General features: G+C 46.0%; 7 protein-coding genes. All 7 read right to left on the minus strand.

The genetic code is table 11. The annotated features are described in order from the left end of the window. Window positions 1–16 precede the first annotated feature (16 nt). Window positions 17–1,750, minus strand: a complete 1,734-nt coding sequence (locus RIH33_RS05060) for a RagB/SusD family nutrient uptake outer membrane protein (protein ID WP_406650837.1) — start codon at window positions 1,748–1,750, stop codon at window positions 17–19. A gap of 25 nt (window positions 1,751–1,775) precedes the next feature. Continuing rightward, a complete protein-coding gene (locus tag RIH33_RS05065) occupies window positions 1,776–4,907 on the minus strand; it encodes a SusC/RagA family TonB-linked outer membrane protein (protein ID WP_406650836.1) in 3,132 nt (1,043 codons plus the stop codon). Between the two features lie 3 nt (window positions 4,908–4,910). Then, complete coding sequence (locus RIH33_RS05070; protein ID WP_406650835.1) at window positions 4,911–6,284, minus strand: sugar porter family MFS transporter; 1,374 nt, start codon at window positions 6,282–6,284, stop codon at window positions 4,911–4,913. Window positions 6,285–6,558: 274 nt separating this feature from the next. Continuing rightward, complete coding sequence (locus tag RIH33_RS05075) at window positions 6,559–9,300, minus strand: substrate-binding domain-containing protein (protein WP_406650834.1); 2,742 nt, start codon at window positions 9,298–9,300, stop codon at window positions 6,559–6,561. Between the two features lie 166 nt (window positions 9,301–9,466). Then, on the minus strand, window positions 9,467–10,366 hold the full coding sequence (locus RIH33_RS05080; RefSeq protein WP_406650833.1) for a PfkB family carbohydrate kinase: 900 nt from the start codon (window positions 10,364–10,366) through the stop codon (window positions 9,467–9,469). 13 nt (window positions 10,367–10,379) lie between these two features. Beyond that, complete coding sequence (locus RIH33_RS05085; protein WP_406650832.1) at window positions 10,380–11,867, minus strand: glycoside hydrolase family 32 protein; 1,488 nt, start codon at window positions 11,865–11,867, stop codon at window positions 10,380–10,382. Window positions 11,868–11,971: 104 nt separating this feature from the next. Then, window positions 11,972–17,335, minus strand: coding sequence for an Ig-like domain-containing protein (locus RIH33_RS05090; protein WP_406650831.1), 5,364 nt, complete (start codon window positions 17,333–17,335; stop codon window positions 11,972–11,974). Window positions 17,336–17,352 lie beyond the last annotated feature (17 nt).

Raw genomic sequence — 17,352 nt, forward strand, 5'->3', positions numbered from 1 at the left:
TTGTTTGGTTATTTTATCAGTTATATCCTTTATTCTGTATGTACCTGCCATTGCTCAGGTTAATCTGCTGCTGCGGTATCGGCAAATACTCATGTTTGCCCGCTTCAAACTGTGCTGATTGCAGATATTCTCTTTTTGATTTTTCGGTAATGAAATACTCATTGATCTCCTGAGCGGCTACTCCCCACCTGACCAGATCAAAGAATCGGTGTCCTTCCATGGCGAGTTCAAGGCGCCTCTCCCACCTGAGCGCCTGGCGGGCGTAAGTCTGTGTCCAGGAAGAGCCTTCATAAAGAGCCACATTGTAATTGGAAAGGGGTGCGCCATTGGAGTACTGGAGCAATTCTGTGCTATTAATGGTCCGTTGCCTGATTTGATTAATAATAGGCAAGGCTTCCCCTTGTCTGCCGAGTTCTATCAATGCTTCTGCTTTCCACAAGAGCACATCGGCGAACCTGATCAAAATCGTATTTTTAGAACTTGACATAAATGGAGGGATCCGTTCAAAGCATTCACAATTGGGTGATACATTTTCCTTTAGTGAGGAATAAGGTCCATAAATGCCCGGCTGACGTGCCCATTCATCTTCAGTATAAATAATGGAAGTCTCATACTTCCAGGGCTTCTCAGGCTGTGCCACGGTGTGGTCTAACCGCGGATCAACAGTTTCTGAAGTTAAATCCAAATCGTTCTCATTAAAAGCATCAAACATCGGGAGTCCTGCTTCATCCGTTTTGAAGCTATTGACCAAATTTTGACTCGGTATATGAAACCAGCAGCAACCCAATTCGGTGCTCATTGGATTATTGAGCATAGATGAAAAATCAATATTCCCGGTGGTTGTGCCATCATCATGAGACCGCTGGATGGCCCAAACGGATTCCCTGCCATTTTCAAATTCCCAGAGGAAAGGATTGGCAAAATCTGACTCCAGACTATACTGCCCTGATCCGATTACCTCGTCCACCAGTGTAACCACTTCTTCCATTTTTTCGGCATTGACAGCAACTACCTGATGGTCTTCGTTTTGCTCATAGGCCTGATACAGGAGTACTTTGGCCAGATAAGCCTTGGCAGTGAACTTGCCAGGCCTGCCGGCATCTGTCTGACTTTCAGGTAAGCCACTAGCCGCTGCCCTAAATTCTGATGCTACCAAATCCCATAGCTCCTGATCGGTATATACGGTATTGGAAATAGCCTCAATCTCTTCTACCGATGCTTGCTCATCTATCCATGGGATGTGCTTGAAAAGTATCTTGAGATCAAAGTAGTAATGTCCCCGCAAGAACCTCATCTCAGCAATTCGCTGACTCTTCTTAGGATAGGCGGTTTCATCCACATCCTGCAACCTTCTGAGGGCATTGTTTACTCTGGAAATAGCCGTGTACTGCCTTTCCCATTTTTTGTTATCCAAATCACCTAACACGGATGGCGCATATGCACTCATATCCGGCTGGATGGTGGAAAAAACCTCCATGGCATGATAGATAGAAATATCAGCCGGTCCGTCACCACCTTTGTAGGCATCTCCTGATCGAAGATCACCCCATGGCCACAGCATATTGGGCACGGTATAATGATCGTTACCCAGCATAGCGTATGCTGCGATCACCAGTCCATCGATATTTTCAGGTGAATTGAGGGCTTCATCGCCTACCACTCCCTGGGGGCTCACTTCGAGAAAATCACTACATGAGATGCTCATCATGGCAACCAGTAGTATGAGAAGGTATCTTTGTATCAATTTCATCTCTTATTTGATTAAGGTGTTTAGATTAAAATCCTAGACTTAAACCAGCGGTATAAATGGTCGGAATTGGAAATGCATAATTTGGGTTTTCTGGATCTGGTGCGGTAAAGCCCTTGCTCTTGAAGGTGAGTAGGTTTTGACCCTGCACAAATACCCTTACCTTTCTGACTCCAAGCCGATCTAACGTCGATTGTGGTAAACTGTAGCCTATCTGTAGGTTTCTAAGCTTCAGGTAGGAAGCATTTTCTATGAAATAGGTCGACACTCTACCTTCGTTATTATTGTCAACTATGGTAAGTCTGGGAATGTCAGAGTCCTGATTGGTAGGTGACCATGCATCCAGGGTGCGCTCCCCCCAGTTGGTACCGGGCCACAAGGAGGCAAAATCCGTATAGGTCTTATAGCTATTGTAATACTCTATTCCTGCGACACCCTGCGCAAATACAGCGAACGAAAAGTTCCCGTACGTCGCATTGATATTGAGTCCATAGGATAAGGAAGGATCAGCTACCCCAATGAACGTCTGATCCTCATTGTTAATCACATTGTCTCCATTGAGGTCTTTGTAACGAATCCGGCCCAACCCTTTTCCAGGCTGACTGGCATGACTGTCCACCTCTCCCTGAGTCTGAAACAATCCATCGGCCACATATCCATAGATAGAATTGACGGAGCGCCCTACCAGCGTCTCACCCAAAAGCTCTATTTTGGCATCGTTTGGCACAGCCCCGCTCAGAGGAGTACGGATAAACAAGCTCTGAGGCATGCTCACCACCTCGTTAGTCAGTGAAGCCACATTACCAGACACATCAAAAGCCAGCTTTCCTATATGATCTTCATAAGTAAGGATAGCTTCTAAACCTTGGTTTCTGATGGTACCACCATTTACAAACTGTCCGCTTGCTTCTCCCACAGCTGACAAAAGGGTGCGGAAATAAAGAATATCGCTCGTCTCTTTGATGAAGTAATCCACCGATCCGGAGAATTTTCGCAAGACATAATCCATTCCAAAATCCCACTGTGTGGTAGTCTCCCACTTAAGGTTATCATTGGCTTGTTGATTGGTGATGTAACCAGAAGGAAGCTCTCCCATGTCAGCACCGGCTATGTCATAAGCCGTGCCCAGCGCCGGTCGGTAGCTTGGAGGATTTGGATTGTCCCAAATTGCATCTTCTTTTCCGTAGACAGGTCGGTAAATATTATACACTGCCAGAGGATCAATCTCCTGGTTACCATTTTGCCCCCAACTGGCACGAAGTTTTATATCTACAGGAGTGGCAATTAAACTTTTGAAAAACTCCTCGTTACTCAGCCTCCACCCAACGGAAGCTGCGGGAAAATTCCCGTACCTGTTATTCGCTCCAAACCGTGACGATCCGTCTCGTCTGATAGTGAATGATGCGAGGTATTTATCCTGGAGGCTGTAATCAAATTTACCAAAGAAAGACATCAGGGCCCATCGGTTTCCACCTCCACTATTTAATTGGTTCTCTGCACCAGCGCCGAGGTAAGCGTAGTTTGGATCCTCACTTATATAACCTTCCCTTGACGCACTAAACCATTCCTGAGCGTATTTGATCTGCTCTGTTCCACCCAGAAACTTCAACGACTGATTCTGTAGGTTTAAGTCATATGTAGCTGTGTTGGTCCAGATCCAGTTGCCACCGATACTGGTGTTATTGGCCACCATATTGTCCGGTTCAGATAAAAATCCGGAAACATACCTTTTCCTGATTGATCGATTATAAAACAGGCTATAGTCTACCCCAAAGTTCGTTTTGAACTGTAAGTTCTTGACCGGATTGATCGCTATATAGGCGTTGCCAAAAGGCCTCACAAACTTGTAGCGGTTTTGCTTATTGTCTTCAATTAGCCGGACAGGATTTTGGCGGTCTGTCATACCGGATACGGGGCCACCCCAACCTCCTGCTTCGGTATGTACTGGCACAATTGGGTGCTGTACAAGTGAGGTAAACAATATCTCCCCGGCATTGATCTGAGTTTCTTCCTGATAGGTGACCTGGAAATTTTCCCCAATAGTGATGAGATCATTCAGAAAACTGAAACTCGAATTAAATCGAGCATTGATCCGTTCGAAATTTGATTCCTTTATGGTTCCGTCGTTATCAAAATACCCCACAGAAAACATTATGTTTCCATTCTCCGATCCTTTGGAAATCCTGAGGTTATAAGATTGAATCACTGAGGGCTGAGAAACCTCATCAAACCAGTCCGTATCGGCCGGACGCATGGTCTGTTTGGCATCCAGGTACTCATTGTAGGTAATACCGCCAAGTGCCGGATTGTTGAGATCTCCGTTCCAGGAATAATTGTATATGGGGCTCGTTGGCTTAAGGCCAGCGTTGACAGAGGCCTGCCAAAAAACCTTACCTCGCTGATAGGTATTGAGTGGGTTCAGCTTAGTGGTATACTGCTGTAGTGACCATGAAGCATCAAAATCGATCTGAGCTTCTTTGCTTTTCCCTCTTTTGGTGGTAATGATGATTACCCCATTGGCCGCCCGTGCCCCATAGATACTCGCTGAAGCCGCATCCTTAAGCACCTGTATAGAAGCGATATCGGCTGGATTAATTTCGTGCATTCCGGCCTTGGACGGCACTCCGTCTATGATATATAAGGGATCATTGTTGTTGAGGGTGCCATTTCCCCTAATTCTAACAGTAGCTCCTGAACCAGGCGAACCATCCGTCGTAATAGAAACGCCTGGCACTCTCCCCTGTATATTTTTGATGATATTTCCAGGGGGGAGGTCCTTCACTTCCTCGAGATCAACGACTGCCACGGATCCGGTCAGGTCCTTCCTCCTTTCACTGGTATAGCCTACAACCACCACTTCCTCCAGGGCTGTCACGTCAAACCCAAGGGTCAGATTGATAAGGGAGCGATCACCTACCTTAACCTCCTTTGGCTCATAGCCAATAAATGAAACCACTAGTATATCGGCTTCAGAAGCCTCAAATTGAAAGGTCCCATTGACATCCGTAATCGTTCCGATGGAGGTTCCCTTTATCTGCACTGATGCACCTGGCAAACCCTCTCCGGTTTCCTCATCGGTGATGGTACCCGATATTATCTTCTGTTGGGCATTAGCCAGCATACCCGTCAGCAATAATAAAAATGTCAAAAACTTCTTCATTTTTTAGTTATTAAGGTTTAATGAATGTTGTGCAGATAAACCTGCTACTGCTTCGTCTCCTGCTTCTATTTCTTCAAGTGATTTTCCTTTGGTTTCAGGCATGGCCTTCCAAACAAATAATAATTGGAGTATCATCATTGAAGTGAAAATCAAGAAGGTATTAGATGGCCCTATTTGTCTGGTGATGTATGGAAAGATCAGCGCCACTGCTGCTGCAAGTATCCAATGAGTAAAGCTGCCTAAAGCCTGACCCGCCGCACGCACCTGATTGGGGAATATCTCTGAAATGAACACCCAGATAACGGCCCCTTGAGAGAATGCAAAAAAGGCGATATAAATAAAGAAATAGATAGAAATACTCCCAAAATCTCTGATGTGGAACGACCAGGATATTAAGCCCAATGTGATGATAAGGCCGAAAGACCCTACGAGCATAAGAAAGCGCCTCCCAAACCGATCAATAAATGCCAGAGCCAGTAGCGTAAAGCAGAAGTTAACCACCCCAATCCCGATCGTGGAAATCAAGGAGCCAGACTTGCCCATTTCGGCCATCTCAAATATTCGAGGAGCGTAGTAAATGATGGCATTGATACCCGAGAGCTGATTGAAAAACGCAAAACACACGACCAGAAAAATTTGGGTCTTATACTTAGTATTCCAAAGCGATTGTCTTTCCTCTTTACCTACTGATGAATTTAATATGGAATTGATCTCAGCCTCTACCAGCCTGTGGTCGCGAATGGATAGTAAAATATCCCGCGCCTCGTCCACCTTGCCTTGCTTCACGATTAGCCAACGCGGACTTTTCGGAACAAAAAGCACCGCAAACAGGAATATCAGAGCCGGAATCGCTTCTACCCCCAGCATCCATCGCCAGGCCATTTCACCCATATCTGCTAACCCGTAGTTAGATAAATAGGCGATCAGTATGCCAAAAACGATATTGAACTGGAAGAGCGCCACCAACTTCCCCCTCGATCTGGCGGGAGCGATCTCTGAGATATACAGGGGGGCCGTCACCGAACTTACACCCACACCTATTCCACCAATAAATCTAAAAAACAAAAAGAGGTTCCAGTCAGTCGCCAATGCCGAGCCAACCGCCGAAATCCAATACAGCACGGCAATCCAAAACAATGAATACTTACGGCCCAGCCGCTCTGAGGGTATACCACCGAACAAAGCACCTATCACGGTACCTATTAATGCTATAGAGACTGTAAAGCCATGCTGAATAGCAGTTAACCCCCAGATGCGCTGAACTTCCTGCTCAGCTCCCGATATCACAGCTGTATCAAACCCAAAGAGAAATCCGCCCAGAGCAACTACTATAGCATAGGTGAGGATACGTACATCGTTCTTCTCAAAAACTTTCATGCTAGCAAGTTATGAGATGAGTATCCTGCCGGATGTCAGAAATGTTTCAACAAATTACAAATTCGTTAACACAAATAGATTTATTTGAAAAAAGCTCATTAAAGCGACTTTTAAGGTGATTTAAATTATCCAAATCATAATTCGGCTATTTAGTTTTTGTATCAAATTTTAGAATTTGTATCAAAAACCGCCTAAGTCAAGAACGATCTTGTCATGAATGGGACATAGACACCCACAAGAGGTTAATAGATTCCGGAGAAAAGTGAGGGGATTTTTAAGAGTTTACCCGATTTTGACGGTATTCGCTCGGCGAGATATCAAATTTTGACTTGAAAGTAGACGAAAAATAAGATGGGGATGAAAAGCCAACCTCATAGCATATTTCACCAATGCTTTTATCTGTAGTACTTAGGAGGTATTTAGCCTTTTTTAAACGCACAGTAGTGATATAATCATTTACACTGTAGCCGAGCATAGCTTTCACTTTTCTGTAGAGTTGAATTCGGGAAAGCCCCAGCGATTCGCAAATCACATTTACATCGAGTGACTGATCGGCAATGTTTTGCTCAACCACCGCAGTGAAGTCATTGACAAACTTCTTGTTGAGCTTACCCTCACTCCGCTGAGACTGATCTGAAGGTATTTCGTGAAGGTAATGCTCACGTAATTTCGCCCTATTGGCCAATGTGGTTTTGATTCGCTCCGACAAGAACCTGAAACTAAATGGTTTAGTGATGTAATCATCGGCACCCTCTCTCACACCCTCTACCCGCTCCTCCTCAGAACTACTGGCCGTCATGATGATAAAGGGGATGTGAGCAGTACGAACATCAGATTTCATCTTGGCCAGGATATCACGCCCCCCCAGCTTGGGCAGCATCAAATCACTCAGAATCAAATCAGGAATTTGCTCTTTGGCAAGTGTTACACCAGCTTCCCCATCTTTAGCCCATAGCACCTTGTAAGATTCGGCCAGTTTCCGTCTCAAAAACGCAGCCAGCTCTTGATTGTCCTCAATAATCAAAATGGTAAACTCATGATCAGAAGTAGAATCCTCCTCTCCTTCTTCATAACCAAAACCCTCTTCGATCTCATGGTCATTGACCCACTGATCCCCATCGCTACTCAACTGCTCTGCACTGAAGTGTGAATCTCCCATTTTCAACCTTACTTCAAAAGTAGTCCCAACATCCTCCTGACTCGAAATCTCAATCGAACCATCATGCATGGCGATCAATTCTCTTGAAAGTGCGAGCCCTAATCCTGTTCCATCAGCCCTTGAGTCATCTCCCTGATAGTACCTATCAAACGCCCGGGCCCGCTGATCCTTACTCATACCCATTCCGGTATCGGTAAGCTTTATGACAACTTCATTTTTTTCAGGCTCTGACAATAGCATCACTTTTATGGTGCCGCCTGAAGGGGTAAACTTGAAAGCGTTAGATAGGAGGTTAAAAAACACTTTATCGATCATCGTTTTATCTACCCAGAGATCAATCCGGTCTTCCGGACTGTCGAATATCAGGGTATACCGACCCTTCTTAGCCAGATTTCTGAAAGAATCAGTAATCTCCTTTAGAAATCCCACCAGCTCCGTCTTTGATGCCCGGACTTTCATTCTTCCATTTTCTATCTTTTGAAAGTCCATCAGCTGGTTGACTAACCCGGTCAGACGCTTAACATTTCTCTTAGCAAGCTCCAGATCCTTTTTCATAAAACCTGTGAGGGCATTGCTGCTATGGAGCTCATCCAAAGGCCCCTGGATCAGGGTAAGGGGTGTTTTCAATTCGTGAGAGATGTTGGCGAAAAACTGTATTTTGCTTTGATTGGCTTTGTTCACCTGCTGGGACATCTCCATCACTTCCGATTTTTGTCTGGACACCTCCTCGTTTCTCTTCTTTAAGCTCTTGTTAATCTCTCTTCTTTCCCTTAGGAGCTTCAGGGTAAAGGCAAAAGACAAGGCACTGATCACAAATAACACTGCAATGACATATAAAATGTATTGCTGATTCTTATAGACCACCCTTTGCTGGTCAATTCTCTCAGCCAGTCGATTAATATCCGACTCATGCGCCAGGATCTTATTGGTCTGCATGCGCATCACATGTACATTTGAACTATCTATAACTGTAGTGACCAACTCATTGTCTTTATCATACGGTCTGCCATGTAAAATATCGGAAGCGATCTGAATGGCTACATCTCCGCCTGTGGGGTACAGTAGTGAGGCCTTTAAGATGCCTGATGTCACATAATCAATTCCCCCGCCAGGCCCTGAGAGCGCATCCACTCCGATGATCTCCAGTGTTCCACCGGGAGCTAACTCCCGATAGCTCTCATAGGCAGCAAAAGCCATGATATCATTATGGGCAAAAGCCAGATCAAATGAATTACCGCCTTCCACAAGTTCAACAAAACGCTTTCGGGCAGTCTCCTCCCCACCCCACTCACCTTCTATTTCCGTCACCTCTATTCGAGGAAAGGTTTTAATCTGGTCACGGAACCCATTGTGTCTCTCTATAAAGGGTGTGGATCCCTTCAACCCCTTGATTTCCAGCACTTTTCCCTGCCCATCCAATAGGCTGGCAATGTAAGTAGCTGCTATTTTGCCAATCTTATAATTATTAGCTCCTACGTAAGCTGTGTAGAAATTGGAGTTGGTCTTTCGATCAATCAGTATAACGGGGATACCGCTCCTATACGCCTGATCAACGCTGCGGGTCACCGGCTCTGCCTCATTGGGAGAGATAATCAGCAAATCCACACCCATTTCCACAAGTTCATTGATGTGCTTGTTTTGAGCGTCATTGTCTCCCTGAGCATCCTTGATCACCAAATGCATGTCTCCATGAAACGAAAGCTCTCTTTGCATTTCAGATTGCATCGTCTTTCTCCAGCTATCAAACGAGGTACATTGGGAAAAGCCAACGAGGTATTCTTTATCCTTGACCTGCGGTTTGCATGCCAACAAAAGCACTGAAAGCAAAAAGACTATCGTCTGAAAAGAATACTTCAAGTAATTTGAATAGTTAAGGCGTCACAAAGATGCTATTTATGGGTCATCCCATTTTGAAAAAACATTAAAAATATCATTTTTTCAGAATCATCAAATAGAATTACCCAATATACCACTTTAGTGAATTCACACAGATATAGGTAAGCACCGAGCTAAATCCCTACCCTCAACCCGCACTCAATATCTCGATCTTCCGCCTGAACTGCTCCGGATAGATCGGAATGGCACCACTTTCAGACACCACAAAACCACCCACCAGATTGCCAATGCGTGCCGATTTTCTAGGATCTTTAGTCCTTAGATAGGTATTCAGAAAGGCCGCACAAAATGCATCGCCCGCTCCGACACTGTCTTTTACCAGCATCATTTTAGCACTTACCTTGTAGTGTTCGCTACGGGTGCGGATCACACAACCCTGCCCCCCACCAGTGATAATCAGCAAATCGATGTTTGGATAATCCGCAAGAAGCCGAACCGTGAAATCGTCCTGACTCATCTCCGCCTCATAGAGCAATGAGCTCAACACCCTCACCTCTTCATCATTCATCTTGGCTATCGTACAGTAGCCAAATGAAGACTCAATCACCTCTTTGGCATAGGCATCCCGGCGCAAATTCACATCATAAAATATGGTATTGAACGATCCTCTGGCCATGATGAAATCCATCGCTGCTTTGGATACGGGGTGTCGCTGGGCGAGCGTACCGAAGTAAAATGCCCCATATTCGCTCAGTTTGGCTGTATCTATGCCGGACTGCTCAATGTAGTCATAAGCGACATCATTTCTGATGCGGTAGGTGGGCTGACCCTCCTCTAAAAACACCATCACCCGACCAGTGAGGTGGCTATTTCGCTGCACAAAATCCTGACCCACGCCGAGTTTGATCATCTCCTCCACGGCCTGATCGCCAAGTTTATCTGTACCAACAGCCGTGACAATAGACGCCTCTCGACCACACTGCACCATATGTGCTGCGAAATTGACCGGCGCTCCGCCAAAATGTTTATATCCTTCAATGAAATCCCATAATACTTCTCCAAAGGCCAATACTTTCGTGTTTTCCATTTGCTTATAAATTTTAGAGTTCTACCTGATCAGATTTTAAAGAAGACATTTTCACATCCAATCCTTCCGTAAATGAAATGGACGTATATACCTCATTGGGAAACATCAGATCTGTCATCACCACCAGTCCGTCATTTACAAAGACCTCTATGGAAGATTTATCCATAAAAATCTGAAGCTTTTCTATCTCTACATCCGGCAAAGGTGCTTTATGAACAGACGCAAATAAATCATTAAAATCAGAGAGGCCTGATGATGTTCTATCAATGAGCAATTCATCTTTAGACAGAGAAATAGTGAGCTTTTCAGCCATGTTATTTTCGAAGATCAACTCCAATCCCGACTCAGGAATATTGGACAGTTCCAACTTGTAGGCCGCAGATTCGAGCTGACCACCCGAATCAATAGAACTTGATGTCTCAAAGTGCTCGCCGAGTTCCTCTACTGGCATCGACTGCAAAATGGGCTGATCATTGATCGTGAGCAGCTTCAGTTCTCGTGGTAAGGTCATAGCGCTTCTCCAGTTATCGGTAGGCACGGCTACAGCGTACTGCCAGTTACTCATCCATCCCAAAAACAACCTACGCCCATCTGACTCAGGCACATCAGACCAGGTCACTCCGGCGTAGTTGTCCGCTCCATAATCTACCCATCGGATAGTAGAATCACCAGGTGTAAATACAGATCCATCAAAATCGCCCACAAAATACTGGGTAGCCGAACCTCCCTGTGGCCCTCCCGGATTGATGCTCACCAGCATCACCCATTTTTCAGTTTCATTTTCGTCCGTCAAAGGAAAAAGGTCTGGGCATTCCCATACGCCTCCATGGGCCCCAATAGACTGACCAAATTCACTTTCCAACTTCCATTCTTTTAGGTCTGGAGAAGAATAAATATTCACATGATCTTTCACTGCTAAGATCATCGTCCATTGCTGGAACTCTTCGTTCCATGATACTTTTGGGTCTCTGAAATCTATGATCCCCGGATTGTCCAAAACAGGGTTTTGTTGATATTTGGTCCAACTTCTTCCCCTATCCAGGCTATATGCGATTCCCTGGGTTTGAAAATCAATTCTTCGGGCATCGGCTCCAACCGGATCATGATAGGTATAGATAGCTACCATTGGTGGGTTGTCCCTGGTTCCAAAACCTGAGGTGTTTTGCCAATCGATGACCGCACTACCGCTAAAAATATAACCCAGAGAGTCTGGATATAAGGCAATAGGCAGATGCTCCCAGTTGACCATATCCTCAGAGACGGCATGCCCCCAATGCATAGGCCCCCAAACATTGCTGTCGGGAAAATGCTGATAAAAAAGATGATACTCTCCTTCAAAATAGACCATTCCATTTGGATCATTCATCCATTTAGCAGGGGGTGTGAAATGATAAGCCGGTCGGTATTCCTCTCCTCCGCTTAGTTTGATCGGCTCCTTCTGCTGAACAGTAGAAGCACAACCGTAAAAAATGATCGCAAATAGAATGGTGCTATATTTCATGTGTATAAGTTTATTTTAATGGGTCACATGAAATTCGCATAGACTTTATTCAACCCGCGGGTTGCCTCCGCCTGATGTCTAAAGTCTATGCTCCTTTCAATAGTTTATCGTTTAATTATTCTAAAAACATGCTTTTGACTGTCCGTAGTTACCATCACCAGGTACATTCCAGGGTTCAGTGCCCGAACATCCAGTGTTGAGCCCGTCAGCGTTTGATTTCTGACTTCTCTACCATCCATAGACAGAATGCTCAACTCATATACCGACTCCTTAGGTAAATCCAAATGCAACTCATCAGTCACAGGGTTTGGATATACCCTCAAGACAATCGTTTCCTCCACCTTTTCAAGCTCTTCGGTAATTCGCGCTGTTGCGTTTCCTACAGTAGGGATGATCAGGTTATCAAGGTTGATATGCCCCCATCCACCGGTAGCATTATCTACCAACTTCAGATAGCACTCGGTGCCCACAAATGCGGAAGCATCAAATTGCTTCTGTATGTAATCCTCACTGTCGTTATTGTCACCAGTGGCTTTCATCAGTACGGCACCATCTGACTTACGAACAAGTGCCAGATAGACGGTGTTAAAATCAAATCCTCCACCGATCAAAAAAGTAATGATTCCATTTCCACCCAGTGTAAAATCGGCGGTTTGAAGGGTGCCTGTATCGGCATCACTTCCAGACTGCACGGACCACAAGTGATAAGTACCCTGTGGATTGAATGGGCCTCCCCATCCCCAGTTCACTGCATTGGTAGCATCGGCTGAGACAAATGCATTTCCTGTGGAGGTCCAGCCAGAAAGGTTGCCCGACTCAAAGTCATAAACCAGATATTGCTGCGCCTCTACAGTGACACTTGCCTGATCAGAGAAAGCTCCTTCGTTGGTGGTGACCGTGATCGTAGCACTCCCCGAAGCTATTGCTGTAACCGTACCATTTGCGTCTACTGTGGCCACATTGGTATTGGACGAACTCCAACTTACTCCCTGATTGGAAGCTCCTACTGGCAGTACAGTAGCTGTAAAAGTGGTACTGTGGCCCTCTGTCAAAATCACAGAAGCCTGGTCAAGATCGACCCCAGTCACAGACACGCTGGCTACCGGAATCCTTACATTGTCCAGGTTAATATGCCCCCATCCGCCGGTGGAATTGTCCACTAGTTTGAGGTAACATTCTGTACCCACATAGTCTACAGCATTAAACTGCCTTGTGGCATAGGCTTCACTGTCATTATTATCTCCAGTGACTTTCATCAGTACAGCACCGTCAGATTTGCGAACTAGCGCCAGATAGAGGGTATTGAGATCAAATCCTCCACCGATCATAAAGGTGATCACGCCATTTCCATCCAATATAAAATCCTGAGACTGCATAGTACCAGTATCTGCATCACCACCTGACTTGACAGACCACAAATGATAGCTGCCCTGCTGATTGAATGGGCCTCCCCATCCCCAATTGACATCAGTGGTTACATCACCTGTGACAAAAGCGCTGCCAGTAGTCGTCCATCCGCTGAGGTTTCCAGACTCAAAATCATAAACCAGATAATCCTGGGCCACCACAGTTGCTGTAGCCTGTGCAGTAAATCCACCATCTATTGTAGTCGCTGTTATTGTGGCTGTTCCGGCAGACACTCCGGTGACTACCCCGTCATTGACAGTGGCCACACTAGTATTTGAAGAATTCCAACATATGTCTTGGTTAGTAGAATTCGCAGGTGTCACTGTTGCTACCAGACTCTTTGAGGCCCCGGCGGTGAGTGTAAGCGAGCTGGCATTTAATGACACTCCTGTAGCTGGCACATTATTATTGCCAATAGGCACCACCAGGTTATCCAGGTTGATGTGTCCCCATCCACCTGTAGAATTATCCACAAGTCTGACATAACACTCCACGCCAATGTAAGCCGAAGCATCGAATTGTTTGGAGACATAATTCTCACTGTCGTTATCATCTCCGGTCGCTTTCATCAACTCCACTCCATCAGACTTTCTCACCAGAGCGAGGTAGACAGTATTGATATCAAAACCACCACCAATCATGAAAGTAATAATACCGTCTCCGCCAATCACAAAATCCTGAGACCTTAACGATCCGGTCTCTGTGTCGCTCCCAGAGCTGACTCCCCAAAGATGATAGCTACCTTGTGGTGTAAATGGGCCTCCCCAGCCCCAGTTTGCTGCCGTGGTAACGTCCGCATTGACAAATGCTGTACCAGATATGGTCCAACCAGTAAGGTCACCACTTTCAAAGTCATAGATCAGAAACTCCTGATTAGACACCGTCACGGTGGCCTGCTCTGTGAATCCGCCATCGGCAGTAGTCACCGTCACTACCGCCTGACCAGTGGCCACAGCAGTGACCAAACCTGCACTGCTCACAGTAGCTACCCCCGTGTTGCTTGAAGACCAGGTCACCGATTGATTGGCTGCATTGGAAGGACTTACCGTAGCCGCTAAAGCGAAGGTTGCCTGTGGTGCCAAAGTCAAAGCGGTTTGATTGAGCGAAACGCCTGTAGCTGCTATCGGTGTTCCGGACTGAATAGGAATCCGTACATCATCAAGGTTCAAATGCCCAAATCCTCCGGTAGAATTGTCCACCGCTTTGAGGTAGCAGACTGTACCCAGTGCGGCAGATCCATCAATGACCACTTTGGAATAGGTCTCATGGTTATTGGCTGTCACTTTCGCAAGTAGCGCATCATCAGAGGCACGATAAAGGCCCACAAAAAGGTTGTTGATGTCATTTCCTCCACCTATCAAAAGTTCGATTTGGCCATGGGATCCCAATGTGAAATTGCTTGTAGTAAGAGATCCTACCTGTCCATCTCCTCCATCTTTAAAACCATGCAAGTGATAGGTACCCTGATGCTGGAATAGGCCTCCCCACCAGGCAGTGTCACTCGTGACATCTGCAGTGTCGAAAGCTGCACCTGCTACAGTCCAGCCTGAAAGATTACCACTCTCAAAATCATACACCAGATAAGTTGGTGCATCTGAAACAGTCACTTCGCATGTAGCACTGTGACCATTTGCTGCGGACGCCGTGATCGTAGCTGTGCCTTTAGCTACAGGTGTTAATTTCCCGTCAACAACCGTCACTACCCCAGCGTTGCTGGTAGTCCAGGTAACCTGCTGATTGGTAGCGGTTGCCGGAGAGACCGAGGCTGTCAAAGTACCAGAGGTTGTCAGGGGCAAAATAAGGCTTGACTTGTTTAGTGAAACACTGGTCACACCAATACCTTGTCCTCCGGCCCCTAGCAAGTAGCTCTGTACAGAAGTGAAAGTAGTCGTTCCTCCATCAGAATATAGCTCCACACCGTTACTGCTAACCATGGTTGGATATATCCTATTGGAGAATGCCGCTTTACCATTGATAAACACATCGATAGCAGAGTGGTCAAGGAATATATGGAACTTCTCGGGCTTGCCAAAAGCGGTTTCGTCATAGTCCTCTGTAAAGCTTAATCTTTCAAAACTCCTTGGTGATAAACTAGAATTCAACTTATCCAGAACTACCTGCTTATTCACTGCATCATAGTACAGTCGGGTAATCTCCTGCCCATCATCCGACACAAGGAAGTTCACTCCATACTTATCACCGGCAGTATTCGGGTTGAGTTCCACGATCAACTCCATTGCCTGACCTTTTGCCTGTATCTTTTGTGTACCAGATACGGAAAGGTTAGTTTGGGTGATGGCGGTGCTTGGTATCCGCAATGTTTGCAGCTCTGGAGCCGGACTTTGTCCTAATGTCTGCCCATCTGCCAGCAGGGTGTAAACGCGCGGAAGGCTAAACGTATGGCACCAGCCAGCATCCAGCTGAGCCTGTGAATCCCATCGCTCATCCACGATCCCCATACCCACCAACTGGCCGTTGGTGTTTCTGGCCACTGTAGGAGAAAGGTGCCCATGAATCACGTCCAGATTTTTAGGCTGAGTGTAGTCAGGCGTGAAAAGCCCTCCAGACCAAACACCGGTCCAGTATACCGCCCGGGTGTGACCTGGTCCGGGAATCGGATTGACTATTAGTATGTGTTTGCCATTTCCTATACTTTCAAATACAGGCATTTCCCACAGAGACTGGGCCGGGGCTACCTGATTGTAATCCAATGTAGTAAACTGAGATTGACGTGTCCAGTTGTTCAAATCTGAAGAAGTGTAGTACTCTAGTCCACCTCTTCCACTGGTGAGTTTTGCTCCAATGATCATGTGCCATGTCGTACCTTCTTTCCACAAGTAAGGATCTCTGAAATCTGCCACTACTTCTCGGTCAATCACTGGGCCAAGCTTTGTCCAGTTCTCTAATCGACCATTGCTACTGGTGGCATGCGAAATCCCCGGATTGTAAGGCCCGGAATGATTCACATTGGTATAAAAGGCATGGGCAGTTCCATTGTCCACCACTACATCACCAGACCAGATACCTTTCATGTCATAGCCTGAAGTAGATGACCACTCCAAAGTAGGCCAAAGGGCATCTTTCTCATGCTCCCAGTTTACAAAATCACTGCTGATCATATGTCCCCAGTGCATCATGGTTTTGAATGGACCATTCGGTGTGCGCTGATAAAACAGGTGATATTGTCCATTGTACTCCACCATTCCGTGGGGTTCGTTGGTCCAGTTGGCAGCTGGCATGGCATGATATACAGGCCGCTGAACATCGTTTACAAATCGACTGGATGGTACCGCCAGCGACTCAAAACCCGATGTGGGGATATTGACAACTAAGGCCTGATACTCGGAAGAAATAGCGGCTCCGGATTTCGCAATGTCATATATTTTGGTTTCGTCTATCGCTGCATTAAGTGCATTGATCAGGAAAATCCCGCTGTAGGTATCCACATTGCTTTTACCAATGATCAGGGGAGCAGAAGCTTCCTGTATGGTGCCTCCGTTGGGTATGGATGCCGAAGCTACTTCCTGTCCGTTGAGATACAGCCTCATCACGCTGGCACCTGCATCTACTACACCTGCCACATGTACCCACTCATAGAGCGGAAATGGGTTTGGTGCCTGGCAGGTATATTTGAGGCCATTAACATTCACCGAAAACCAATACACACCAAATGTATTGATCCCGATCTGATAGCCCTGATCTCCCTGCACCTGACTGATGATAGCCGATGGGGTAAGATTACCATAGGGCACTTCGTGATCAGACGGATAACTTTCCAGACTGATCCATGTCTCCACGGTCATAGTACCACCAAAATTGGTGGTCAAATCCCGGCTGGCCCAGGTTGAGAACCCATCGGTTCTTAGCGCCTTGCCGGTGACACCAGAGACTCGCTCTGGTTTATTAAACGTATTCGCAACTTGAAAACTCAATCCTCCTGCCTCATCCAACGCCGTTTGAGTTCCACTGGCTTCATCGTACTTCAGGTAGACGATGGGGTTTTGTGCCATGGCACAGTATGCCCAGATCACCATTATAATGGAGATAAATGTTTTCATCATTTTGTAAGGGTTTAAGT

Source organism: Marinoscillum sp., assembly GCF_040222955.1.
In the GTDB taxonomy this organism is placed as follows: Bacteria; Bacteroidota; Bacteroidia; order Cytophagales; family Cyclobacteriaceae; genus Marinoscillum.